The 21,105-nt window shown below is 53.7% G+C and carries 20 protein-coding genes; 16 read left to right on the forward strand and 4 right to left on the reverse strand.

All coding sequences use genetic code 11. The annotated features are described in order from the left end of the window. The first annotated feature begins 636 nt into the window (after positions 1–636). The 13 genes from FEM03_RS05930 to FEM03_RS05985 all read left to right on the forward strand — a co-directional run bounded on the left by FEM03_RS05930 (position 637) and on the right by FEM03_RS05985 (position 10,122). The gene (locus FEM03_RS05930; protein ID WP_138085271.1) at positions 637–1,089 is read left to right on the forward strand and encodes a hypothetical protein; all 453 of its coding nucleotides are present in this window, start codon (positions 637–639) and stop codon (positions 1,087–1,089) included. A 312-nt stretch (positions 1,090–1,401) separates the two neighbouring features. Then, positions 1,402–1,689 (forward strand): hypothetical protein, encoded by a 288-nt coding sequence (locus FEM03_RS05935; protein WP_138085272.1) that lies wholly within the window; start codon positions 1,402–1,404, stop codon positions 1,687–1,689. Positions 1,690–1,704: 15 nt separating this feature from the next. After that, entirely contained in the window at positions 1,705–2,040 is a 336-nt protein-coding gene (locus FEM03_RS05940; protein ID WP_138085273.1) for a helix-turn-helix domain-containing protein, read from the forward strand. Further along, the gene (locus FEM03_RS05945) at positions 2,037–2,903 is read left to right on the forward strand and encodes an ImmA/IrrE family metallo-endopeptidase (RefSeq protein WP_138085274.1); all 867 of its coding nucleotides are present in this window, start codon (positions 2,037–2,039) and stop codon (positions 2,901–2,903) included. The genes FEM03_RS05940 and FEM03_RS05945 overlap by 4 nt, the downstream gene beginning before the upstream one ends. Continuing rightward, complete coding sequence (locus FEM03_RS05950; RefSeq protein WP_138085275.1) at positions 2,872–3,696, forward strand: thymidylate synthase; 825 nt, start codon at positions 2,872–2,874, stop codon at positions 3,694–3,696. The genes FEM03_RS05945 and FEM03_RS05950 overlap by 32 nt, the downstream gene beginning before the upstream one ends. Then, complete coding sequence (locus FEM03_RS05955; protein ID WP_166442655.1) at positions 3,693–4,301, forward strand: dTMP kinase; 609 nt, start codon at positions 3,693–3,695, stop codon at positions 4,299–4,301. The genes FEM03_RS05950 and FEM03_RS05955 overlap by 4 nt, the downstream gene beginning before the upstream one ends. Before the next feature lie 2 nt (positions 4,302–4,303). After that, a complete protein-coding gene (locus FEM03_RS05960) occupies positions 4,304–5,398 on the forward strand; it encodes a nucleotide kinase domain-containing protein (RefSeq protein WP_206170891.1) in 1,095 nt (364 codons plus the stop codon). After that, complete coding sequence (locus tag FEM03_RS05965; RefSeq protein WP_138085277.1) at positions 5,376–6,377, forward strand: thymidylate synthase; 1,002 nt, start codon at positions 5,376–5,378, stop codon at positions 6,375–6,377. Before FEM03_RS05960 ends, FEM03_RS05965 begins: the two co-directional genes overlap by 23 nt. 198 nt (positions 6,378–6,575) lie before the next feature. Beyond that, complete coding sequence (locus FEM03_RS05970) at positions 6,576–6,815, forward strand: hypothetical protein (protein WP_138085278.1); 240 nt, start codon at positions 6,576–6,578, stop codon at positions 6,813–6,815. A 792-nt stretch (positions 6,816–7,607) separates the two neighbouring features. Continuing rightward, entirely contained in the window at positions 7,608–8,105 is a 498-nt protein-coding gene (locus FEM03_RS05975) for a TIR domain-containing protein (protein WP_138085279.1), read from the forward strand. A gap of 14 nt (positions 8,106–8,119) precedes the next feature. Then, positions 8,120–8,740: an Nmad2 family putative nucleotide modification protein gene (locus FEM03_RS05980; RefSeq protein WP_138085280.1), complete on the forward strand. Its 621-nt coding sequence runs from the start codon at positions 8,120–8,122 to the stop codon at positions 8,738–8,740. Positions 8,741–9,007: 267 nt separating this feature from the next. After that, positions 9,008–9,160 (forward strand): hypothetical protein, encoded by a 153-nt coding sequence (locus tag FEM03_RS24310; protein ID WP_166442656.1) that lies wholly within the window; start codon positions 9,008–9,010, stop codon positions 9,158–9,160. A 467-nt stretch (positions 9,161–9,627) separates the two neighbouring features. Further along, complete coding sequence (locus FEM03_RS05985) at positions 9,628–10,122, forward strand: WD40 domain-containing protein (RefSeq protein ID WP_138085281.1); 495 nt, start codon at positions 9,628–9,630, stop codon at positions 10,120–10,122. 390 nt (positions 10,123–10,512) lie between these two features. On the opposite strand, the gene FEM03_RS05990 is transcribed toward FEM03_RS05985, so the two are convergent. From FEM03_RS05990 to FEM03_RS06005, 4 genes are all read right to left on the reverse strand, one after another. Next, positions 10,513–10,968: a recombinase zinc beta ribbon domain-containing protein gene (locus FEM03_RS05990; RefSeq protein ID WP_138085282.1), complete on the reverse strand. Its 456-nt coding sequence runs from the start codon at positions 10,966–10,968 to the stop codon at positions 10,513–10,515. A 46-nt stretch (positions 10,969–11,014) separates the two neighbouring features. Further along, a complete protein-coding gene (locus tag FEM03_RS05995; RefSeq protein WP_138085283.1) occupies positions 11,015–12,340 on the reverse strand; it encodes a TIR domain-containing protein in 1,326 nt (441 codons plus the stop codon). Between the two features lie 20 nt (positions 12,341–12,360). Then, a complete protein-coding gene (locus FEM03_RS06000; RefSeq protein ID WP_138085284.1) occupies positions 12,361–14,397 on the reverse strand; it encodes a TIR domain-containing protein in 2,037 nt (678 codons plus the stop codon). Between the two features lie 68 nt (positions 14,398–14,465). Further along, a complete protein-coding gene (locus FEM03_RS06005; protein WP_206170892.1) occupies positions 14,466–16,640 on the reverse strand; it encodes a toll/interleukin-1 receptor domain-containing protein in 2,175 nt (724 codons plus the stop codon). A gap of 411 nt (positions 16,641–17,051) precedes the next feature. Here FEM03_RS06005 and FEM03_RS06010 point away from each other — a divergent pair, with 411 nt between their 5' ends. The 3 genes from FEM03_RS06010 to FEM03_RS06020 all read left to right on the forward strand — a co-directional run bounded on the left by FEM03_RS06010 (position 17,052) and on the right by FEM03_RS06020 (position 21,056). After that, on the forward strand, positions 17,052–17,411 hold the full coding sequence (locus tag FEM03_RS06010; RefSeq protein WP_138085286.1) for a hypothetical protein: 360 nt from the start codon (positions 17,052–17,054) through the stop codon (positions 17,409–17,411). A 73-nt stretch (positions 17,412–17,484) separates the two neighbouring features. Next, positions 17,485–19,410: an ATP-dependent nuclease gene (locus FEM03_RS06015; RefSeq protein WP_138085287.1), complete on the forward strand. Its 1,926-nt coding sequence runs from the start codon at positions 17,485–17,487 to the stop codon at positions 19,408–19,410. Beyond that, positions 19,407–21,056: a UvrD-helicase domain-containing protein gene (locus FEM03_RS06020; protein WP_138085288.1), complete on the forward strand. Its 1,650-nt coding sequence runs from the start codon at positions 19,407–19,409 to the stop codon at positions 21,054–21,056. The genes FEM03_RS06015 and FEM03_RS06020 overlap by 4 nt, the downstream gene beginning before the upstream one ends. The last annotated feature ends 49 nt before the right edge of the window (positions 21,057–21,105 follow it).

Here is a 21,105-nt window from a genome sequence, read left to right on the forward strand (position 1 = left end):
GCAAGTGCTTTCCTGACTGGTTTGACGGTCTGTCCGACAGGGCGAGTTCGGGAGCTCGAGTGCGCATTCGATTGAACGACCATGTGCTCACGAGCAAACGCATTTTAGCCGTATGCGCGATTTGATTCTTTTGATTGAAGGCTGCGTGTTGGGCAGTAAGAAGGCAACCCTGGGAGATCTGGCCACTCCTCCGGAGGCTATCGTTCGGCACGTCACTGAATCCTGCCGAAATTTCCACGGTTCAGATGGAAATTCCATAAAGCCGCCAAGGTGCGACGGTAAGAGGAGAGCTCTTGGGAGAGGCAGGAACAAAGGGGGTATCCGAATGATCTGCTCTACACTGTGTCTCTTCTTCATGTCTCTTGCGTTTCATTTGAGCCGATCAAATCCCACTTCTCCATGTCCGATTATCGGGGGAGAATCATCTGCAACTTGATTCTGGTCTGTCTATGCTATTGTGAAGTGTGAATCGCAGATCAATCGTCTCCAAGGAATTGCCAGAACAGTTGAAGGTGGCAAAGCGTCTCACCTTGGATGACTACCAACGTCTCTCTGAGAAGACGGACATTACGAACCTGAGCGGCAAAGCGGGGGCCGAATACATATTTGGGACTTTTTGGCGAAGTTGGGAGTCTTTTGAGTGCGCTCAAGAAGAAGCAGCGAGATAAGGATGCATATCCCGATTATGAACGTGCAAAGAGAGAAGAGCTAGGGGCACTCTTGAAGATCAAGCGCAAGAGTAAAGCGCGTATTGATGAGGCAGAAGACGGTCAACGCGCTGGTTTTCTAGAAGAGGGCATCTCTGCACTAATCTTCCAGCACGCACAGGGGCTGAGGAATCTTGAGGGTTTAGAACGAGTGGACTATTCGCTACTCAAGCTAATTCCTGATCTCGTGAGAGGCTACGAGGTTGAAAAATGCGCATTATGGGAGTGGGAAGATGCCATCATCCAAGGGTTCAAGGTTTTCAGAAAGATGTTGGAAGTCAGACGCGGGCTTGTGGTTGCCGATCTTGAAGCGCGGACAATTAGTTTTGAGGAACTGAATCGCGAAGAATTTCCGGACTATGCCTCCGACGATGTAATTTGAGGCTTCAACGAGATTCAAGGTGCAACAATTTTTTGTCGCTGGCCGAGGTTACTGATAACGGATTGCTTTAAGGATTAGTTGCAAGGCGAGTGCCAAAGCTCCGTCATGCCCGTCATCTCTGCCGTGAAAGCATTACCTTCAAAGACACGCACTCGGGCACCGCCGCCAGATCAGCAGCAACAAATCACGGGCTAGCAGGGCGTTGCGCTGAGTTGGCAAACAGAGCGTGAGCCCTGTCCCAATCTTGATCGCTGGTTCAGGGCTTGACTGAAAAATTACGTATGGTAAGGTATTGTTACCGATCCTCAACTCATGAGCAGACTAAGCCGCCCCCAAATCGAACTCGCCCTTCAGGAATGCCTGAAGCACATCGCACGGGACACCTACCCCTCAGAGTGGAAACCGAGCGACAATGTCATCCGTAGCTGCGGATTGGACTCTCAGCACGGCATCGAACTGGCCTGCGATCTTGAATCGAGGCTGGGAATTGAGATTCCCCTGAAGGAGAACCCGCTGGTTCTCGACGATGACGGCGAAGGCCGGAAGCGTGCTCGGACCTTCGGAGAGGTTGTCGAATATCTCACTGCACTTGCCAGCTAGAACTCAATTAGAAATATGATCGACACGGAAGACACGATTTACCAACGCCTGCGGCTAGCAAGGGAGCAAGCGGGACTCTCTCAGGGTCAAATTGCCAAGCTGATAAACTATCATCGTCCAACCATCTCGGAAATCGAAGCTGGGCGAAGAAAAGTAACGTCTGAGGAGCTGGCTCTGTTTGCGAAGCACTACGGAGTTACGGCTGCATGGCTCCTCAATGAGTCAGAAAGCGATGATGATCCAGCCGTCGAACTGGCAGCTCGGGAACTGTCGAGTCTGAACAAGGAAGATCTCGACAAAATACTGCGGTTGCTCCGCTCCCTGAAAAAATCTTCGCCTTCAAAGGAATGACACGTCAAGAACTTGCTAGGACAGCACTTCGTGCTGCTATCGAATTGCGGAGGAAAGCCAAGGTTCTCTTGGAAGATCCGATTTGCGTCTATGATTTTGCGGACACTCTAGAGGTTGAAGTGAGGTTCGTGGGAGGCTCTAGCTTTGCCGGCATGTTCGCAAAGGGAATGGATGCACTGTTTGTTCCGTCCGAGCGACCAGCAGGACGCCGCGCGTTCACCTGTGCCCACGAATTGGCGCACTGGCGCTTTGGTCATGGTGAGAGAGTGGAAACCTTGGATTTTGATCGTGATGACCGTGATGTGCCCGAGGAGATTCTTGCCAATCACTTTGCGGGATTCTTGCTGATGCCAAATCGGGCGCTAATGGCTGAAGCAGGTGCTCGCGGATTTGATTTCAGATCTCTCACCGCTCATGAGGCATACCGACTGGCCAGCCAGCTTGGAGTGGGTTACGACACACTTATTAAGCACCTGCGTTGGTCGGAGCGTTTGATTGATCAGGAGCGCATGGATCAACTTCAACTGCGAACGCCAAAAGACCTTCGTCGTGAACTGCTCGGCCATGATGCGCGAGGGCATCTTGTAATTGCAGACGCGCAATGGAGGAAGGTCGCCATCGACCTTGAGGTAGGCGACCATGCGATTGTTCCTCATGGAGCCGCCATTAACGGAAATTCCGCCAGAATTGTCCGCGAAAGCCAACATGGCATGGTGATCGAAGCGGTCCGCCCAGGGATCAGCCAAGCATTGGGGAGCGGCGAATGGGCGCACATGGTCCGCGTGAGCCGCAAACAGTTCGTAGGCCGGGCAGCATTTAGACACTTGGAGGATGATGATGACGACACCACACTTGATAACTGAATCGAATCTCTCAACCGCATGGGCGCGTGCCTTTCTTCATGCTCATGATGGAGCAGAAGATGCTCTAGTCGTTGCCATTCGCGGTTTTGAGCAGGACATGCCCAATGAGGATGACGTGATTGCAAATGAACTTGATGCTCAATTGTCATGCCACGACATCCCTCGGATTGACCAAACAGCGCTGACCATCGTGCCATATGAGAAGTGGCTTCGGGAAGGCAAAATTAGCATTGAACAGCTAACGGAATGGTATCTGCAATCTATGCTGCCAAGACTCAAGGCTAGATGCAGCAAGAACAGTCATGGAACCTATTTCGAGCGATTCGTTGCTTTCTCAGGGACAAGACTCAACAAAAAGCGTTTAGAATACCGAACGATTAACCAGCTCAAATACGTCACTGATTTTTGGCGAAAAAAGGTTGCTGGTAAGAACCGTTCCCGACCACGTCAGTCTGCTCTACAGTTAGCATGTTTTGATCCGGCGAAAGATGATACCGGCTCAGCTCTCTGCGGTTTCCCATGCCTTCAACAAGTTAGCTTCACCTACCATGAGGCAGGTTCCTTGGAGGTGACTGCATATTACCCAACCCAGTATCTATTTGATCGTGCATACGGAAACTATTTGGGACTCTGTCAGCTTGGGCATGTAGTAGCGCACTCTCTTGGTGGGAAACTCACGCGGTTTACATGCTTCACTGCACGACCCGAAGTGGGAAAGAAGAAACCAGACCGGGCATTCATCAACATGCTCCGCAAGTATGTAGCCGAAAACTCTTTGGAGGCTGCACCATGACGCTAACAACCAAAGGCCAACTCTTTGTATTCGAAGGCGTTGATGCCGCAGGCAAGTCCTCGATTAGCGCTCGATTTGTTGATTGGCTTCGCAGCCAAGGCAAGACAGCTGAACCCTTTTCGTTTCCGGGCAATTTTCCCGGCACAATTGGTGACCTTGTATATCGGATTCATCACGATCGCGCAGCCTTTGGACTGGATCCCCTCACTGAGTCGAGTCTGCAGACGCTTCACATTGCCGCTCATCTTGATGCAATCGAGGCACGAATCATTCCAAGCCTAGAAGCTGGCAAAACTGTGATTCTAGACCGTTACTGGTGGTCAACAAGGGTCTATGGCGTGGTGGGAGGAGCGCGGGCGGAGGTGCTCGATAAACTCATTGAGGCAGAGCAAATCGCATGGGGGGATTGGCTTCCAACCGCGTTGTTTTGTATCGGAAGATCCACCCCATTGAGAGATGAACCTCTGGATCGCTGGTCTCGATGGAAGGACGGCTACGACGCGATGATTCGGAAAGAATCAGGCCGTTACCCGATCCATTCAATCCAGAACGAGAGCAGCATAGAAGAGTGCCTCTCTGAGATCACTAGCTGTTGCCCAATCTAGGCATGAAACGAAAACAGCAAGACAAAGCGTTTGATCAGCAGGAAATGCTGATCCTTCCGCCATCTCCGATTATCCCCACCCTAGAAGCGGGTGATTTTGGATTTTTGCGCCCCCTGAAGGTGTCCCGTGTATTCAGCTCCTACTGGCGCTTTGCAGCGGAGAGGCAACGGGTGTTCCTCCGGCGCATTCGTGGCGCGAGTCCCCCATGGAGTGATGATCCGGTTCTTCAGATTCACAAATTCACCAACGCTTACCGCGCTTCGGACAGAGTTAGCCAATACCTCATCCGCCGAGTTATTTACGATAAAGAGCACAATCTGCGAGATACTTTTTTCAGAATCCTCTTGTTTAAAATCTTCAACAGGATCGACACTTGGGAACTGTTGGAAGGTGAGTTCGGCAAAGTGTCACTCGATAATTATTCGTTCAAAAGTTATGATCGCGTGCTCTCGGAAGCGATGGCAAAAGGCGAGCGGCTATATTCTCCGGCCTATATTATGCCCTCTGGCGGCCGATCCTCCGAGTATGCCCGCAAGCATCAGATGCATCTTCGCCTACTGGAGCGTATGATTGAAGATGAGCTTCCAGAGCAGCTATCAGAAGCACCGACAATGGCCCGCAGCTTCGAATTGATCCGTGAATATCCATCGATTGGAGACTTCTTGGCATATCAATATGTAACGGATATCAACTACAGTCAGATTACGGATTTCCGAGAAACTGAATTCGTTGTTCCTGGGCCAGGGGCCCGTGACGGAATTAAGAAATGTTTCACTGACTTCGGTGGATTAACAGAACCCGAGATCATTAAGTTCATCGCGAAACGACAAGACGAGTGCTTCTCTGCCGTTGGTGTATCATTCCCGACACTCTGGGGGCGACGGCTTCAACTCATTGATTGCCAGAACTTGTTTTGTGAAGTGGACAAGTATGCCCGAGTTGCTCATCCCGAGATCTTAGGGATATCAGGCCGCACTCGGATCAAGCAAAAGCTGAAACCGACGTCTGAGCCACTCCAACTTTTTTATCCTCCAAAGTGGGGAATTAATAACCTACTAAACGCGGATCCTGAATATGTTCCAAACCCTAGAAGCTAGAACAGCAAACGATTTATGGAAGCAGGCCGCGGAATGGTTTCGGCAAGACGATAAATCCGTGAGGCAAGCCAGTCGCAATGGCCCGACACAAGAGGTGATGAATGTCGCACTCTCACTTCAATACCCTCGCCAGCGATGGATTGCGGCGCGAGTTCCGGCGATGAATCCTGCTTTTGCTATCGCCGAAGTGGTCTGGATTGTGTCCGGTCGAAACGATTCGGCGATGCTCAACTATTTCAATGCCGTCTTGCCTCGATACGCCGGTGAAGGAACAACTTACCATGGAGCTTATGGCCATCGGATACGCTCCAGTTTCGGAGTCGATCAGTTAGAGCGGGCATACCATGCGCTTTCAGCCAAATCGGATTCAAGGCAGGTGGTGCTTCAAATCTGGGATTCGCGGATAGACCTGCCAAGTGAGAACGGCTCCGAAGCAAGCAAAGATGTTCCGTGTAATGTTTGCTCGCTGCTCAAAGTTCGCGACGGGAAACTGGAATGGACTCAGATCATGCGAAGTAACGATCTTTTTCGTGGGTTCCCACATAATGTTATTCAATTTAGTTCGCTTCAGGAAATACTCGCCGGATGGCTGAAAGTGGAGGTTGGTGCCTATCATCATTATAGCGACAGTCTTCACCTGTATGATCAAGATGGGGATGTGGCGTCTCATTTCGAAGACATCAGCAGTCCCGACAATGAAGACACTTTGAGCTTGGTGAAGTCAGAATCAGACGCTGCTTTTCTCATGCTTGGACAGCTTTGTGACTTTTGTGCGAATACTGAGCGATCCTCTGATGAGGTATTTAATCATGTTTCCAACCTGCACCTACCAGCAGGACACGCAAATCTGGCACGAGTATTGGCTGCCGATGCTTTGAGACGCAGGAATGCATTTGGCCAAGCTCAAGAGGTCATGCAACAATGCACCAATCCGTGCCTGCGTTTTATGACGCAACGCTGGTTCTCCAAGCCGCGATGATTGCTCACACCAGTATGGACTCCTTAAATCTGATGGCACTTACTCTAATGCATATTCCAGGATTTAACCACGGAACCAAGTCGATATTTTTCCATCCGGTTCCAACGGTGGAAGCAGCGCACGCTTGAAGCCGCACTCGCAGTGGACCAAGACAGCTGTGTGTTTTGGCAAGTTGCACAGGATGTGCGGCTTAATTTTGTGCTCCTCCAATTCGGAAAGATTGGTCGATTGCCGCCCGCCCGAGCCGAGATCGAGATCGGCGTAGCCCAACGACAATGCCTTGCGAGACGCATCGCCACCCAAGCAGAGGTTCAACACGAGCAGCAAAGCTGGGCAGCCTTACGAAACAGCCGGCACTACGGCACCGACTGGCGCTTCACCACCAAGGACGCACGCATCAAACTCAAACGACTCTACCCATCATCTCTGCTGGATTGAACCAATAGATCGGGAGTCGTTAATCGCTGGGTCTCTTGACGAAGGCATCAATCGCGCCTTGGACGCGAGCGAATATCTGGTGGATTGCGTCTCCGTGAGCATTCCCGGCTCGCGATGGGTTACAGAGGAGATTGAACACTTTCTCAGCAAGGAAAACCGACCGCTCGAGCGGGTGTTGATCTGCCGGGGGGGTGCTAGCGCGGACAATGATCCAGAGGGGGACGAGCGGGCCTCCGTCTGGATCGCCGCAATAAACAAGCGTTTGGGCCGAAAACCGCGTGAGCATTTGACGCCGGATTTGCGTGAGGAGTTCGTTGAGGATGCCACTGCCTCCGCGCTCAGCTTGCTGGCTCCCTTGGTTGGAATGGCGGACAAAGATACGCTGCTTGACCGCCGTGCCAGGTTTCTCGCCCGTTCGTGGAGGATCGCGGCATGGTTAGTGGTTATGTTAGTGGCGTCTGGTGGCCTGTGGATCATGGTAAAGTTGATACACCATTGCTCCCAGTGTCCCAGGGGACATTCTAGGGAAGGATAAGAGCCGTGTATCCACACCGTGATTAACGAGCTCTTTTATATATTGACCACGCATTGTGGACTTGCCTGCCGCATCAACGCCCTCAAATACAATAAGTCGTGGAACCTCCATGGGGCATTCTAACTCGAACGCTAGCTTCGTATGAATACGCCAGGACCGGAGGAAAATGCTCCGGATTCTCATTTGCCAATATCAACTTTACTGTTCCAATACACAAAACCTTGCATTTTTTCGAGAAAAGCCTAGGAAGTATAGTCATGTCCACCGAATCGACCCGGCGTCATGTCTTTATAAGTCATCATCACAAGGATGATGCGACGGTAGACAAGATGACAAAGTTGCTTGAAAAGCATGGTTCCGACACTCGGAACAGTTCAATTCGGGCGAAGCCAGCGAACCAGGAACGACTTGATCGAGGGCTCGTTAAAGCGGCCACAATTCAGCGCCTCCTTCGCATGAAGATGTCTTGGGCGGGAGCAGTGGTTGTCATCATCGGTAAGGAGACGCACTTACGCCCATGGGTGAATTGGGAGATTCAAGAGGCAGAACGGCAGGGAAAGCGCATTGTCGGGGTATGGGAAGAGGGTGGCAAGGATTACCAACTCCCGACAAATTTGGATGCATACGCTGATGCGATCGTTGGATGGCAAGCCGATCAAATTATGGGAGCGATTGACGGGAAAATCAACAACTGGCGGAAGCCAGATGGCAGTTCGCCTCCTCCTAGGTCAATCAAACGGATAACTTGTCAATAGTGCTTTTCTTAATCATGAAATTATTTTCTTACGTAGTGGCACGAGACTTTGGCTTCGCTCCTAATCCTTTTTTTGGATTCTGCACGTTGGCCTGTTGCAAACCTGATATTCGGAGGACTGCAGAAGTCGGCGATTGGGTTGCAGGAATTGGCTCAATGAAAAAGGGCCTCGGCTACCAGCTTGTTTATGCAATGAAGATCTCTGAGATCATAACCTTTAATGATTATTGGCGCGATTCGCGCTTCTTTCTTAAGCGACCCAAGTTCGACAGCTCCATTAAGCATTCTTACGGCGACAATATCTACCACAAAGATGCCCGAACAAATCGATGGATTCAGGAGGACTCTCATCACAGTCTTGAACGAGGAGAAACAAATGAAGCTAACCTTGATCGAGATACCGGTAGCACCGACAAGGTGATTATTTCAAAAAGGTTCGCCTATTGGGGACGGTTTGGTCCAGTTGTTCCACCCCAGCTCGAGAATCTTGACGGTCAGTCGATCTTCATTCGAACCTCTGCACACAAGTGCAAATTCACTGATGAATTTGTGCGCTCCTTTGTCGATTGGTTCGAGTCTTTTGGAGACCAAGGAGCCTGCGCCCCTCCAGGTGATTGGCGTTTCAACCCCAAATAGTGGTGTCTGCTAAGACGTTCTTTTTTTCACAACCTTCATCGTTTCGACTTTAGATTCCAACACACATCATTTTTCTCCCACGGAAAAAGCGGTTCTAGAGTCACAAGTGCATAATCATCAAACGCGAATGCCCGTATTCATTTCTCACAGAACAATCGACGACGCCGAAGCCAAAAAAGTGTATGATCGCCTGTTGATCTGGAAGATTGGCTTGTCCAACCGGGCTGCGCAGCCCACTAAGATCATCCTCACCGTAGAGCCCCCGCCGTGAACACTTCTGAGCCAACGCCACAGCGCCGGTTCGCGGCGTTCATTTCCTACCGGCACCTCGACAACACCGACGAGGGTCGCCGATGGGCAGAGTGGCTGCACCATTGGATCGAAAGCTATCGTTTGCCACGCCGCTTATCGGCACCCTAGGCGAGTTCGGGGTGATCCCGCCGCGCGTGGCACCTGTATTTCGCGACGAATGGGAGCTGCGGGGCGGCGGCGATTTGAAAGCGCTGACTGAAGAAGGATTACGCGGCAGTGAATGCCTCATCGTGCAAATCGCATTATTCCCGTGTTGATTGAAGGCGAACCGGGCGCTGCCGAGGCCGCCCCCAGTGATCCGGTGCGCCGTGCGCGTGAATACTTGCCCGAGACTCTGCGGCTAGGCATTCGTGCAGCGGGTCCGCCCACTCCAGACGTTCTGCATCCTATCGATGAAACAGCGCCCTTTTGCGCTGACACCCTGCGACTTTCGCCCAAAGGGCACGCATGACATGGGTTATACCAATGCCGCTGCGTATCGGGAATAGCTGGAACGTTCAGGACTGTCTAAATCCCGGCTGCGCGACCTCGAAGAACGTTACGCCGATCGCCTCCGACTCGAAAGGTTGCGCATCATGTCGGGGCTGCTGGGCGTGAACCTCGACGAACTGAACCAACGCGATGCGGCGGAGTGCGCACGGCACTGGCGAAAGCTTTTCTTTCTCAGCGCCGCGGTAGTGGCGGTGATCGCGCTCCTTGGTGCAGCAACGTGGATGCAAAGTGATAGACGGCAGCATCTCCTCACCACCGCAAGCGAGCGCGATCACGCTGCGGCGGAGCAGGCGCTGGTGGAGGATGATTGGCCGCTGGCTGTCGCCTACCTGGATCGATCTTTGATCTATTGGCCCCAAAATCAGGATGCGGTCAGCCTGCTTTGGAGCTTACTGCGCTACAGACCGGCAGCGGACTCACTGGTGTCAAGGCAGCGCCATGAGTTGAATCAGCCAGTGCAAGGGCTGGCGTGGAGTCCGGATTCACAGCAATTGTTGGTGCGGCTTGCGGAAGGCGAATTGCGTGTGCTCAATGTAGCGGCGGGACAGTTCGTCGAGCCCGCGATCAACGTGGGGTAAACGCCGCAAATCTATGAGTGGACGCGCGATGGAAGCGCGCTGCATTTCATCACCACGGAAGGGGCTGGTGGCGCGCCAGTCCGACGGGGAGTATCACCAGTTCATATGGCCGCCGCCACGGCGCGAACCTAGGCCGGGGAGCCTTTTAGTCCTGATAGAAAGCAGATCATCGCGCGGGCGAATGACGGAGCGATCTTCATTCTAGACGCGGTCACTGGCGAACCGGTCGTCGCTCTCGCGATCCCGTCGGGACTCGATTCAAATGCCATTCCGCGTGCAGCTTGGCGACCAGATGGTCGAGCTGTGCTCATCGAAACGCCTGTCGATTTTAGCGGACGCATGGGCTTGTTCTTTTCTTCGTTTGAAGATGCGACCGCCGCCTTGATGATTTCAGGCCGACGGCCAATCTCGCCCAATCTGGATTGCGAAGTCATCAATGGCCCGCGCGGGATCATTGCGAAGGGAGCACGTCGCGGCCTTGCCATTCTTGCTGACGTTGTTGCGAGTGTAGTAGAGGTAAGGATTGAGGTCCCGGTCCTTCTTGCCGCCCGGTTTAGGTGTGAGGCGATGAACGCATTCTCCGCAGCGGATGATGCCCTTGAGCAGAGACCGATGGGTGTTGCGGTCTAGCAATGCCTGCTTGTGCTTCTGCCCTTTGCCGCTCAGCGCGTCATTGGCTTCCTGCCAGAGCTTTTCACTCACCAGCGCCTCATGCTCGCCGGAATAGTCCTCTCCGTTGTGGTAAACGACTCCCTTGTACAGAGGATTGGTGACGATGACCTTGATTTTGTTCGGGATGGACCGCTTGCCCCCTACAACCATTTCATTGCCCCGGCGACTCTTCACCGACCGTTCAGGGGTACGCAGCCCTTCTCGCTAAAAAGCTGGGACATCACGGACAGCCTTCATCCTTCATAATCGCCTCAACGACATGGTTTGAAGTCATAAGCTCCTCCACGATCGCAGAGTCGGGAAAGAGGCAATTGCGGAAACTGCATCTTTTGAACCAATCACTTCGAATCAACCCCCGAAAACGGCATGACTCGAACACGACGTTATCAAACATAACCTCGTTTTCTGGGCTTCGGAAATTCATCGTCCCAGAAGGCGAGGGATCAGTACAATGAGAGATTACTGAGTTTGAGAACGAGCACACTTCACCGCCTACCACGACGGCGGAACTAGGATTTGATTTACGAGAAGCAAATCTGACGGCCCCAAAATTTTTAATCTGCATCACTCCACCGTCGAATGTGCAATTGGTAAAATCGCAGTCGATCATGTTGGTGTCCAGAAATCCTCCGCCGGAGAAAGAACAATTCAAAAACTTCGCTGAGGAAACGGCCATGTTTGGTGCGCTTCCCCAGATGACATTGCCAAAATAAACGCGCTGGAATTCTACAGAATTCACCGAGCCAGACGCAAACGTCGTGTCCGACAAGGCATCATTCTGATAGACGCCCCCTTCCCATTTGCAGGACTTGAGAAACCATCGGCTTTTCCCGGGAACAGTGGATGCAGCAAGGATTTTGGCATTCAGCCTAACGTGCGTGTCCAATGCTTCGTTTTCGGCGTCCACGAGCAATTTACCCCTGAGTCTCTCGTCGCCCCTGAACTCTGTGCTTTTGGTGTGGAAAAATTCTTGGCCAAGCACTTTGCGCGCATTGCCTATGGTATTGAGGGTATTTTTCCGCGCCACCTCCCGAACAAATTCTGAAGTGAATGCCAGCAATCCTGAGGCAGCCAAGAGAAATCCACCAAACCCGGCACTCGCCGTTAGCCACTTTTTGCGAACAATTCGCCTACGCAGGACACGAAGTCGTTTATCGAGTGCGGCGTGGATTACGACTTCTCCCGCAACTTCCGGTACTTCGACGTATTGAGCTGCCGCGATCATGCCTGACAACGGCTCGGGAAGTGCGACTGGGCCGCCTTCATCCTTAAAGCGGATTGGAATGACCGGTCGTCCCGCCGAGTGCGCCAAGTAATATTCGGCATGGCACCAGGAGCTATGGGCGTATCCAGGCGTAATGAGAGCAACGACGAGATCGCATTTCCGAAGTGCCTCCATGATGACAGTTTTAAATTCTTCACCAGCCAATGTTTCCTCAGTATCCTGGAAAACGGTAAACCGTTCCCTCGATAGCTCGGACCTAAGTTGAGCGGCAACCCCGCAGCCGTCTGCGCGCGCATAGCTAAGAAATACCTTTGCCTTCATTTGCCGGTGGATGACGCGAATTATTTGTCTGGAGTGACTGGCAAATCGAGTCGGCTCAGTCCTAGCAGAACGATCTCGATGATCCGGCCCTGATCAATGGTTTCAAACAACTCAGTGTGTTCCTCTGTCGTAAGCAGCGGATTGATTCCCGACAGTCCTTTATCACGAATGAGGGCGACGATTTCTGGATAATCCAGCCATGGAACTCCGTGCTTTTGGTAAAGCGCTTTCATCTCGTCGGCGAAGGGGGCTCGCTTCTGATAGTCCCAGGTGGCTTCCTCCCTGTTTTCGCCCCGTAGCAGATCGATGACTAGCTTTGCGACTCCGCCAAACGCGCCGATCAGGAACACTGGCTGGCCCACTTGCACGGAAAGCACGATCTCCTCCAGAACGCCTGGGATGCGGCTCGCATACCATTGCTCCTTGCGTGTGCCATCTTCCAAGACCTTGACCGTAGGTCCAAAGGTGCCACCGACGACGATGCGAGCCACGACGCCACTTTGTGTGCGATCGGCCTGAAAGGCTCGCATCTCGGTCATGCCCCGAGCCCAGGCAAAACGATGCTCCGCCGATTTATCACCTGGGAAGAATTTTGGCTCTCGGGTAAAGTCGGAGTGTAAAGTTTCTTCCACTTCTGCTGGACGCGGCAGCTCCACGGTTTTCGACACTCGGTTGAGCGCAGAGAGATCTTTGACTGAAAGGCGCGGCAGCGGCCAGCCGCGGTGATTCACGATGCGTTCGAATGGCTGGACGCCCTCGACGCTATTATGCGTACGAACGAGCTCGAAGAGTTTCTGAGTGTAGCCTTCCGCGCCCAGGTGCCCGCCATAGGCGAGCGTCGCGCCTTTGATCAGCAAGTAGCGCGAGAGATCGAGCATACAGCTTTCGAGGTGCATAGCATCAAGACCGCATTCCGCGATGTCGGTGCTCTCGGACATGGAAAGCGAGACTGGCTGGCCGCGCAGCGACGGCGTGATAGCGAGCCGCTGAAAGGGCGTGGAGACCTTGATGCCAGCCTTTGCGAGCCGTTTCGCTTCGCTGACACCCACAGGCGGATCTGGATAGAGGATTTCAAGCTTCGGATCCCTTCCCACTAGTGTCGCAAGCTCCGGCGGACGAGCGAAGATAAAATCACCTGGCTGCTTGAATTGTCCAAGGCGCACAAGATCATACAGTTGCCGGAGAGTTTCTTTGAGCAGAAGGTCGATGCCCTTTTGTGGGTCGCCGTCCCAGCGCAGACGGGGCACATTGCCTAGGTATGGGAAGCTGCGCACCTCATGGCCCGACAGCGCATCGACTACTACCACGGGTCGTTGGTGCTCTTTGGCAAGCAAGACTTCCTCGCGACACCATTCGCGTGTGGCATAGGTGTCGGTGAGCACGGCAAGCAGGGAGGACCGCTGGACGCCCCGCTCGATGGACTCGGCAAATCTCGACCCGCTAGCGATGTCCCCCGAATCCACCCAAGCCTCGACCGGCTGATCAGCTTTCAGTGCGTCGATGAAGCATCGCGTTGCTTTAGGATCGCGGTCAATGTCTGCTTTTGCATGGCTGAGGAAAAGAGTGACCGGCACCTCGAACTCGCTGTTTTCCACCGCCTCCAGATTCGACAAGTAGCGGCACAGCTCGACCACAATCCGGCGCACGACGAAAGCGTCGCAGGCTTTTTTATCAGGTTGCAAGTGGGCTTTCGCGAAACTCAGGTCATTCAACCGCGGATCGAGGGGCCACGCGTCATGGGAAAGCTGGATGGGCACGAAACGCCAGGCGGGAGGCTGCGCCTGCGTGCACACGTCTGCCATGAACTGACACCATTCGTCGTCGATATTCAGTTGGTCATCCGCGAGCACGACCAGGAAATTGCGCTCCGCAAAATCGAGGTGCAATGACGGCGGGGGACGATTCCCTTTTTTGGTTGGACAAAAGACGGTCGGCACACGGAGTCCAGGGACAAGAATGTCGCCGTTTAGTTGCTGATGAATGTGGCAAGCCAGTTCGCAGGCGGATGTGGACTTGGGATGAAAGAGGAGATGGACGAGTAAGGGCTGGCGTTTCATGAGGGTTGTCTCCGAATCGATAATTTTTGTGGTTCAGTTCGATTACCTGGGCGCAGCCTGTCTATTCCTCACAATCCACCAGGCTGCGGTGTCGTGTCATGTTTCGGCAGCGGATATTGTTCTAGAATCATCTGGGCAGGCTTCTGTGCGGGGATGAGGTCTGTTTGACGGGATGGCGTCGCGGGTGGAGCAGGGGGGCCGACTTTCCAAATGAGCAGGCGCTCTGGCTTGTCTTCGGAGTTTACTTCGAAGGAAGCCGCAAGCCAGTGGCCGGCGTCGTCGGTATAGACGTGGTCAAGACGGGAGTCGGGGGCTGCTGCTGCCGGTGGCAATTCCACGCCGATTCGGAACACAGGTTTCGCTTTCCTGATGAGCACGACTTCGTAATCTGTGGCCGCCGCCAGAGTGAAGACGTCGTTCTGCGGAACCGGCGCTAAACTGGCCGCACGAACCCCACGCAATACGCCTACCGGAGGGCGGGCTGTAACGACGAAATCTGGGAAAAGGAGCGCCCGCAAATCGCCGCCATCCACACGATAGTATGCTTCGAAAGGTTGGTGAGCTGGAAGCGGCCACACCTTGGCAATCATAGACTCCATCAAAAGCGGCGGGCGGTAGCTCGCAGTATCGAGAGCCAGCCAGAATTCCCGGCCGGACCGCCTGGGCGTGCCGCCGAAAAAGTTAAACGTCGTGATTCTCAGGAAGATTTGTGCATCTCCGGGCGAGAGTTCGAAAGTTTCCAACTCAGGACTCGTCACCGGCCCGATTTCTGTCATGGGCAACTCAAACTGCCGCGCTGCTGGTTTGGGTTGGAGATTAAGTCCCCAAGTCACCACTCCGACTTTGTATTCGGTGAACCGGCGCCATACGGCGACGGCGAGAGTATCATCTCTGGTGCTGAGCCGGAAAATCGCCTCGCCAAAACGGTCGGTACCATCTGGCTCGGTTTCGGGTGTTGGCAGATCGACTGGCAGTTTCAACTCCGTGCGTGATTCGATATTCAGCGTCACGGGATCGAGTAGGAAAACTTGCGGCGGACGCTCCACCCCAGCAAGCACGCAGAGTCGTCCGGCCTTCCAGGCCATCTCCACCTGTGGCGGAAAACTTGCCAGTTGATAAGAGGTCAACTTCAAATCCACTTCACGGCGCGGCTCTCCATTGTGGGGGATGCGAGTGATTTTTCCCGCTGCGTGAACATAGATCGCGTCCGGGTGGAAAAGCACCCTCGGATTGAAATCGTCACCTGTAGGAACCGTCTTGCGCCAGCCGTGCTGATCAATGAGTGCAACAAGTCCGTTACTGGCCTCCGAATCATGCATACGATAGCCGACTACTCGCCATTCGCCCCCGGAAGAGCCCACCGCGTGCGTGCGCCAACCAGGCGGCAGCTTGATGTCCGCCGCTGGAGTGAGAAGCCGCTGATTTCTGGCCTGCTGCCACTTCGAGCGTAGCTCCTCCTTCCCCCAAGGCGCCAGCCTGGCCGCCTCCTGCCAAAGTTCTTCTGCCTCCATGAAACGCAAACTGGTTTCAGCTGATCGTGCGTTGCCTGCGATCGTAAGCCGTCGCTGCGCCACATCATGCGCCCACCAAGCCCCAATGCATGAGGTCAACAACAGGCAGCAAGCGGTGATGCCGGTCTGAATCATTCGCGTGCGCTGCCGCACCGCACTGAAGGCAGATCGGATTTCATCTACCGCATGCAGGCGATTGGGATTTCCCTCAACAGAGGCCAAAGCTTCGGTCCAAATCTGACTTGCCCGATATGACTCACGGCCAGTGATCGCTTCCAAAACATGAATCGAAGGACTGCCGGCCAGTTCTGCGCCGGGGAGTTCGAAAACGCCTTTGTGCTGGGCCAGCCGTTTCAGACGATTGGGCAAATTATTTGGTGTATTCGGTAGAAAGAAGATCGTTTGAATGCGTGGTTCCCGGCGGCGAGCAAAATGCCAATCGACTTCATCAAAGATCCACGGCGCTTCACGCTCGTTCACGGCCTTTGGAGTGATCACAACCAGATGCAGTTGGCAGCGACGAATTTCGCGCTGGATGCGCGCGCGAAATGCCTGGCCACCTTGGATGCTGGTGTGATCGAGAAAAACCAGGTACTTGTTTTCTAGTGCTCGGCAGAGTTCGTGGGCATAAGCTTCCCCGTCACGTCTTGTGTAGGTGATGAAGATATCGTAGCCGAACAGCCTCTGCCAGGCGGCTTCCAGAATTCTTCGAGCAACCCCAATGCCAATCATATCGCTGCACCACATAATTCTCCAGTCTATGTCTGTCAACCTGGCTGCGACGTATCGACCGTCAGTCGACGTCCGTTCTGCTGGAACTAGTCTAAGAGCCTGTTGAAAACAGAGCCGGGATCCGAACTGGCCGGAATATTGGTCCGCTAACTGGTAATACTTCGCTCTAGGGGATAGAGCGGGGCATAGCGGATTTTTCCGGCCCGCGCTGTCAGGCACGCTGGACAGCAGGTCGGCCAGGGCCTTGAAGCATAAACCAAAGAAAGGCCGCCGCCTGGCGCGGGGTGCCCACTCCCGTCGGTTTGCGCATGATCAGGCTGAGGTTGAACGCGCGAATTCCGCAGAGATACCGTTTGTTGATGTTGGCCTGTCCCCGGAGGGTGGTCCCCTCAGGCCCCCGCAGTCGAGGACATGAGCGAAGCTGCGCTCGATGTGCATGCCCCGTTTTTTGAGAAGGGCTTTTCCGGTTTTGCTCCGCGCCGCGCGGGCGGCATGGTGCACGGCTTTGCGGGCTTAAGGGGCCTAGGTTTTCAGGATTGCGCCGGGCGGCGCTTATTTTCGAGAGCACAGGAGGATGCACTCCGTGAATTAAGAGAATTGTGGATGACAGATACCAATATAAACTGGAATAGTAGCCTCACGCTCCAAGGTCCCAAAATCTGTTTTCAATTTTTGAATTTCCGGCAGTGCAATGGATGTAGAAATCATCGATTCAATATGATTACGGTCACTTCACCTAGCGGTAAAGTAGACGACTCGTCGAAGCGCTAAAATCATCACCCAGCGCTCTCAAGCGCTACGCGCCTCCCCACAAGTGACGTAGTCTCCTGACCGCATTTGCCCCATGAAACTCGCCACCCTCCGACTCACCAACTTCCAATGCTTCGGCCCCGAAACCCAGGAAATCTCCTTTGAAGACTCGACCACAATGATCATAGGGCCGAATGGATCGGGGAAAACCGCAATCCTTCAAGCACTCAGCCGCATGTTCGACGCGAACCCGGGACGACGAAGCGTTAAAGCTGATGATTTCCATGTGGGGATCGATGAAGAGGAGCCACCAGAAGAACGCAGCTTCACAATCGAAGCCGACTTCCTTCTGCCGGAGGCAGGAACCGACAGCGGCGCGAATGCGATTCCTCCATGCTTCAATCACATGAGGCTGGATGAGGCAGGAGAGGTTCTCAAAGTTCGCTTTCGATTGGCGGCGACGATGGGACCCAACGGAGACATCGCCGATTCTCTTTCTTACGTTGTCGGCAAGGAAGGCAATGGCGAGGACAAGATAAGGGGCGTCCCTCGTACTGACCGGAACAACATCGCGGTCTATTATCTGCCAGCTCGGCGCGATCCAAATGATCACATCCGCTCAAGCACCACTTCACTTCTGGGGCGCATCGTCCGGGCCGTAGATTGGCAGAAAGAGGCTGAGGATTACAAGGAATCCGTTTCCGAACTTCAGGCACTCATTGAGGCCAACCCTGCCGTGAAAGCCACCAGCAAAAGTATCTCGAAGAGCTGGGCGGCGCTTCACAAGGGAAGCCATTTCAAGGATGCCGCAATTACGTTCGGAGCGGACAGCCTCGAAAAGCTAATTCAGAACTTCTCCGTCCAGTTCAATCCGGCCCACGCTTCGAAGACCATCGACTATTCCCTCCTAAGCGACGGCCAGAAATCCTTGCTGTATCTGTCTCTCGTCTCGGCCTACATTGAGATTGGCCGCAAGGCTATGGCTCAGGAAACCGGTGAGGAACTGGGTATTGATCTGGACAAACTGAACCCCCCGGTTTTCTCGATCATTGCGGTTGAAGAGCCCGAGAACAGCTTGTCGCCCCACTACCTCGGGAGGATCAACAAGTTGCTCGCGAAAACCTGTTCGGCTACCGATGCCCAGGCTATCGTCACGACCCATGCTCCATCGATGCTCCGTAGAATAGAGCCGGAGCACATTCGCTTCGCCAGGCTCGGCACCGAGCGAACGGCTTCAGTGAAGCAGATTGAACTGCCTCCGGAGACTGAGATGGACGCCCACAAATTCGTCCGTGAGGGCCTCCTTTCCAACCCCGAAATCTACTTCGCCCGGATGGTGATTCTTGGCGAGGGAGCGAGCGAGGACATTGTGCTCCCCAAGCTCTTCGAAGCACGCAAGCTGCCGTTGGATGAAAACGGTATCGTGCTGGCTCAATTGGGCGGTCGCCACGTGAACTATCTCTGGAAAATTCTCTCGGATCTCAGAATTCCCCATGCGACGTTACTTGACCTAGACTTGGCCCGCTATCACGGAGGCTGGGGGCGCATCAAATACGCAAAGGATCAGTTGGCGAAGGTCGGAGTGGATGTCGGGAAGGCTACTTTGCCGAAATGGAATGCTTCAAGTCCACTTGGAAAAGATTCCGACTATGGACTGAAATGGTTGGGGTTCCTCGGAGATAAGGGGGTTTTCTTCTCACAGCCGCTAGACCTCGACTTTAGCATGAGTCAGGCATTCCCCGAATCATATGGACTGGACACCAGAGATCAAGAGCAACCGGATGACGTGACCATCAAGTCAGTTCTCGGGAACAGCCACGCCGACGATACTTGGTATTCCAAAACTCTAAAAAAGGGCTTCGATGATTATCACCGGCTGTTCAAGGTAGGCAGCAAACCGACAGCTCACATTGAGGCACTCTCAAACCTCGACCTTGATGAGATTGATGCGGATCTTCCCGAACAGTATCGCGAACTGATCGCCTATGTGTCAGAGAAACTGAAGGAGGTCTTTGAGTGATTCCTCCAGACTCATGGCGGCCCTCCAGTGGTCTGACGCTTGAGCCCAATGCACGCAGGGCAGTGATCTCCCAGGCGGGCTGCATTGCCCTTCTTGCTGGCCCCGGAGCTGGAAAGACCGAAACCTTGGCCCAGCGTGCCGACTTTCTGCTGCGGACAGGCGTTTGCCCTTACCCCAAGCGAATCCTTGCTATTTCATTCAAGAAGGACGCGAGCGAGAACCTCAAAGAGAGGGCAGCAAAGCGCTGCGGAAGGGAACTTGCTGCCCGTTTTGATAGCTACACTTTCCACGCTTTCGGGAAGCGGTTGATCGACATTTTCAGAACTGCGCTCAAGGGTCCGGATCAGTTGGATGAAGACTACACGGTGGGAGACCATCGGTTACCCCGAAGCCAGATCACATTCAAGGAAATGGTTCCGCTGGCAAATGAGGTATTGGACCAATGTGCTGCGGCCCGTAATGCGATCCGGTCAACCTACAGCGATGTGTTCCTCGATGAATTCCAAGATTGCACCGACGCCCAATACACTCTGGTATTGAATGCATTCCAAGGGAGCGGGGCAAGGATCATCGCTGTAGGCGACACCAAGCAGAAAATCATGGGCTGGGCGGGGGCGCTCGAAGGGATCTTTCTCAAATTCGAAGAGGACTTTCGGGCGACCCCACTCAATCTCTACCAGAACTTCCGTTCCCTTCACAGGATCCGGAGGGTTCACAACCGGATGGTTCGCGACATTGATCCGGAAGCGGCTGTCCCCGATGATCAGATCGCCCTCGACGAAGGCGAGGTTGCGTGGGAGTCATTCGACGACGACGAAGCGGAAGCGGAATGGGCTGCGGACTCGATCCTGCTGTGGAATGAGCAAGGTGTTCCTTTTTCCCAAATTGCGTTTCTATGTAACAACCAGCCTCATCTCTACGCCCTCAAGATCATGAGCGTGTTGAGTGAACACGGGATTCCATTCCGCAACGAGCAGGAGATTCAGGATCTTAGTGCGGAGCCTCTTTTTTGCCTCATTGTGGATTTTCTTCTCGTCCTCCTCGGGGATGCCGAGCCTGATGCCTGGGAAAGGCTGCAGGGGATTCTCGGCGATGAATCGGGGGAGGGCTCTTCAAAGTTGAGAGATTGGGACCGCTTTCTTCGCAGTGGAAGAAGTGAAATTCGGAAGACTCGTACATTTCGGAAGGGGTGGACTTTGATTGAGGCCATGCTCATGAAACTCGGGACTGAGGCTATCAGAAGTCTTTCGCATGACTATGAGAACGAGGCACGCAGGACTGAGATCCTCGGAAATATCAAAGCTCACATCGAGACAGGCTTCGACAACAATGCCGATCCCTTGGAATCCCTTAAATCCATCGGCGGGGTTGACGCGGTCAGAATTCTCACGATCCACAAGTGCAAGGGGTTGGAGTTTCATACGGTCATTGTGCAAGGGGTTGAAACACAGACTTTCTGGGGTGAGGAGGAGGCAGCAGGATGCGCGTTTTTTGTGGCCATTTCGAGAGCCAGAAAGCGTCTCGTGACGACGACCTCTGAGTTCCGGGAAAAGCTTCCGGGAGCCAACCGCTATTGGAGTCAACAGCGGACTCCGCACCAACGGTTCTTGGGATACGTGGAATCGGAGGCCGGAGGAACTCTTTGAATCAGCACGCCAGCAGGTTAAACTAGTTGCTAAATTTCTCTTTACTGCT

Origin of the sequence: Phragmitibacter flavus, from assembly GCF_005780165.1 — a bacterium.
Classification (GTDB): domain Bacteria; phylum Verrucomicrobiota; class Verrucomicrobiia; order Verrucomicrobiales; family Verrucomicrobiaceae; genus Phragmitibacter; species Phragmitibacter flavus.

What these genes read in the sequence shown, in the direction of transcription:
- FEM03_RS05965 (WP_138085277.1), top strand. Translation starts at nt 5,376, where the DNA reads ATGTTCCAAACCCTAGAAGCTAGAACAGCAAACGATTTATGGAAGCAG.
- FEM03_RS06010 (WP_138085286.1), top strand. Translation starts at nt 17,052, where the DNA reads ATGAGCGAAGCTGCGCTCGATGTGCATGCCCCGTTTTTTGAGAAGGGC.
- FEM03_RS06005 (WP_206170892.1), bottom strand. Translation starts at nt 16,640, where the DNA reads ATGATTGGCATTGGGGTTGCTCGAAGAATTCTGGAAGCCGCCTGGCAG.
- FEM03_RS05955 (WP_166442655.1), top strand. Translation starts at nt 3,693, where the DNA reads ATGACGCTAACAACCAAAGGCCAACTCTTTGTATTCGAAGGCGTTGAT.
- FEM03_RS06015 (WP_138085287.1), top strand. Translation starts at nt 17,485, where the DNA reads ATGAAACTCGCCACCCTCCGACTCACCAACTTCCAATGCTTCGGCCCC.
- FEM03_RS05995 (WP_138085283.1), bottom strand. Translation starts at nt 12,340, where the DNA reads ATGAAGGCAAAGGTATTTCTTAGCTATGCGCGCGCAGACGGCTGCGGG.
- FEM03_RS05950 (WP_138085275.1), top strand. Translation starts at nt 2,872, where the DNA reads ATGATGATGACGACACCACACTTGATAACTGAATCGAATCTCTCAACC.
- FEM03_RS05985 (WP_138085281.1), top strand. Translation starts at nt 9,628, where the DNA reads ATGTCGGGGCTGCTGGGCGTGAACCTCGACGAACTGAACCAACGCGAT.
- FEM03_RS05980 (WP_138085280.1), top strand. Translation starts at nt 8,120, where the DNA reads ATGAAATTATTTTCTTACGTAGTGGCACGAGACTTTGGCTTCGCTCCT.
- FEM03_RS05945 (WP_138085274.1), top strand. Translation starts at nt 2,037, where the DNA reads ATGACACGTCAAGAACTTGCTAGGACAGCACTTCGTGCTGCTATCGAA.
- FEM03_RS05975 (WP_138085279.1), top strand. Translation starts at nt 7,608, where the DNA reads ATGTCCACCGAATCGACCCGGCGTCATGTCTTTATAAGTCATCATCAC.
- FEM03_RS05940 (WP_138085273.1), top strand. Translation starts at nt 1,705, where the DNA reads ATGATCGACACGGAAGACACGATTTACCAACGCCTGCGGCTAGCAAGG.
- FEM03_RS06000 (WP_138085284.1), bottom strand. Translation starts at nt 14,397, where the DNA reads ATGAAACGCCAGCCCTTACTCGTCCATCTCCTCTTTCATCCCAAGTCC.
- FEM03_RS05935 (WP_138085272.1), top strand. Translation starts at nt 1,402, where the DNA reads ATGAGCAGACTAAGCCGCCCCCAAATCGAACTCGCCCTTCAGGAATGC.
- FEM03_RS05960 (WP_206170891.1), top strand. Translation starts at nt 4,304, where the DNA reads ATGAAACGAAAACAGCAAGACAAAGCGTTTGATCAGCAGGAAATGCTG.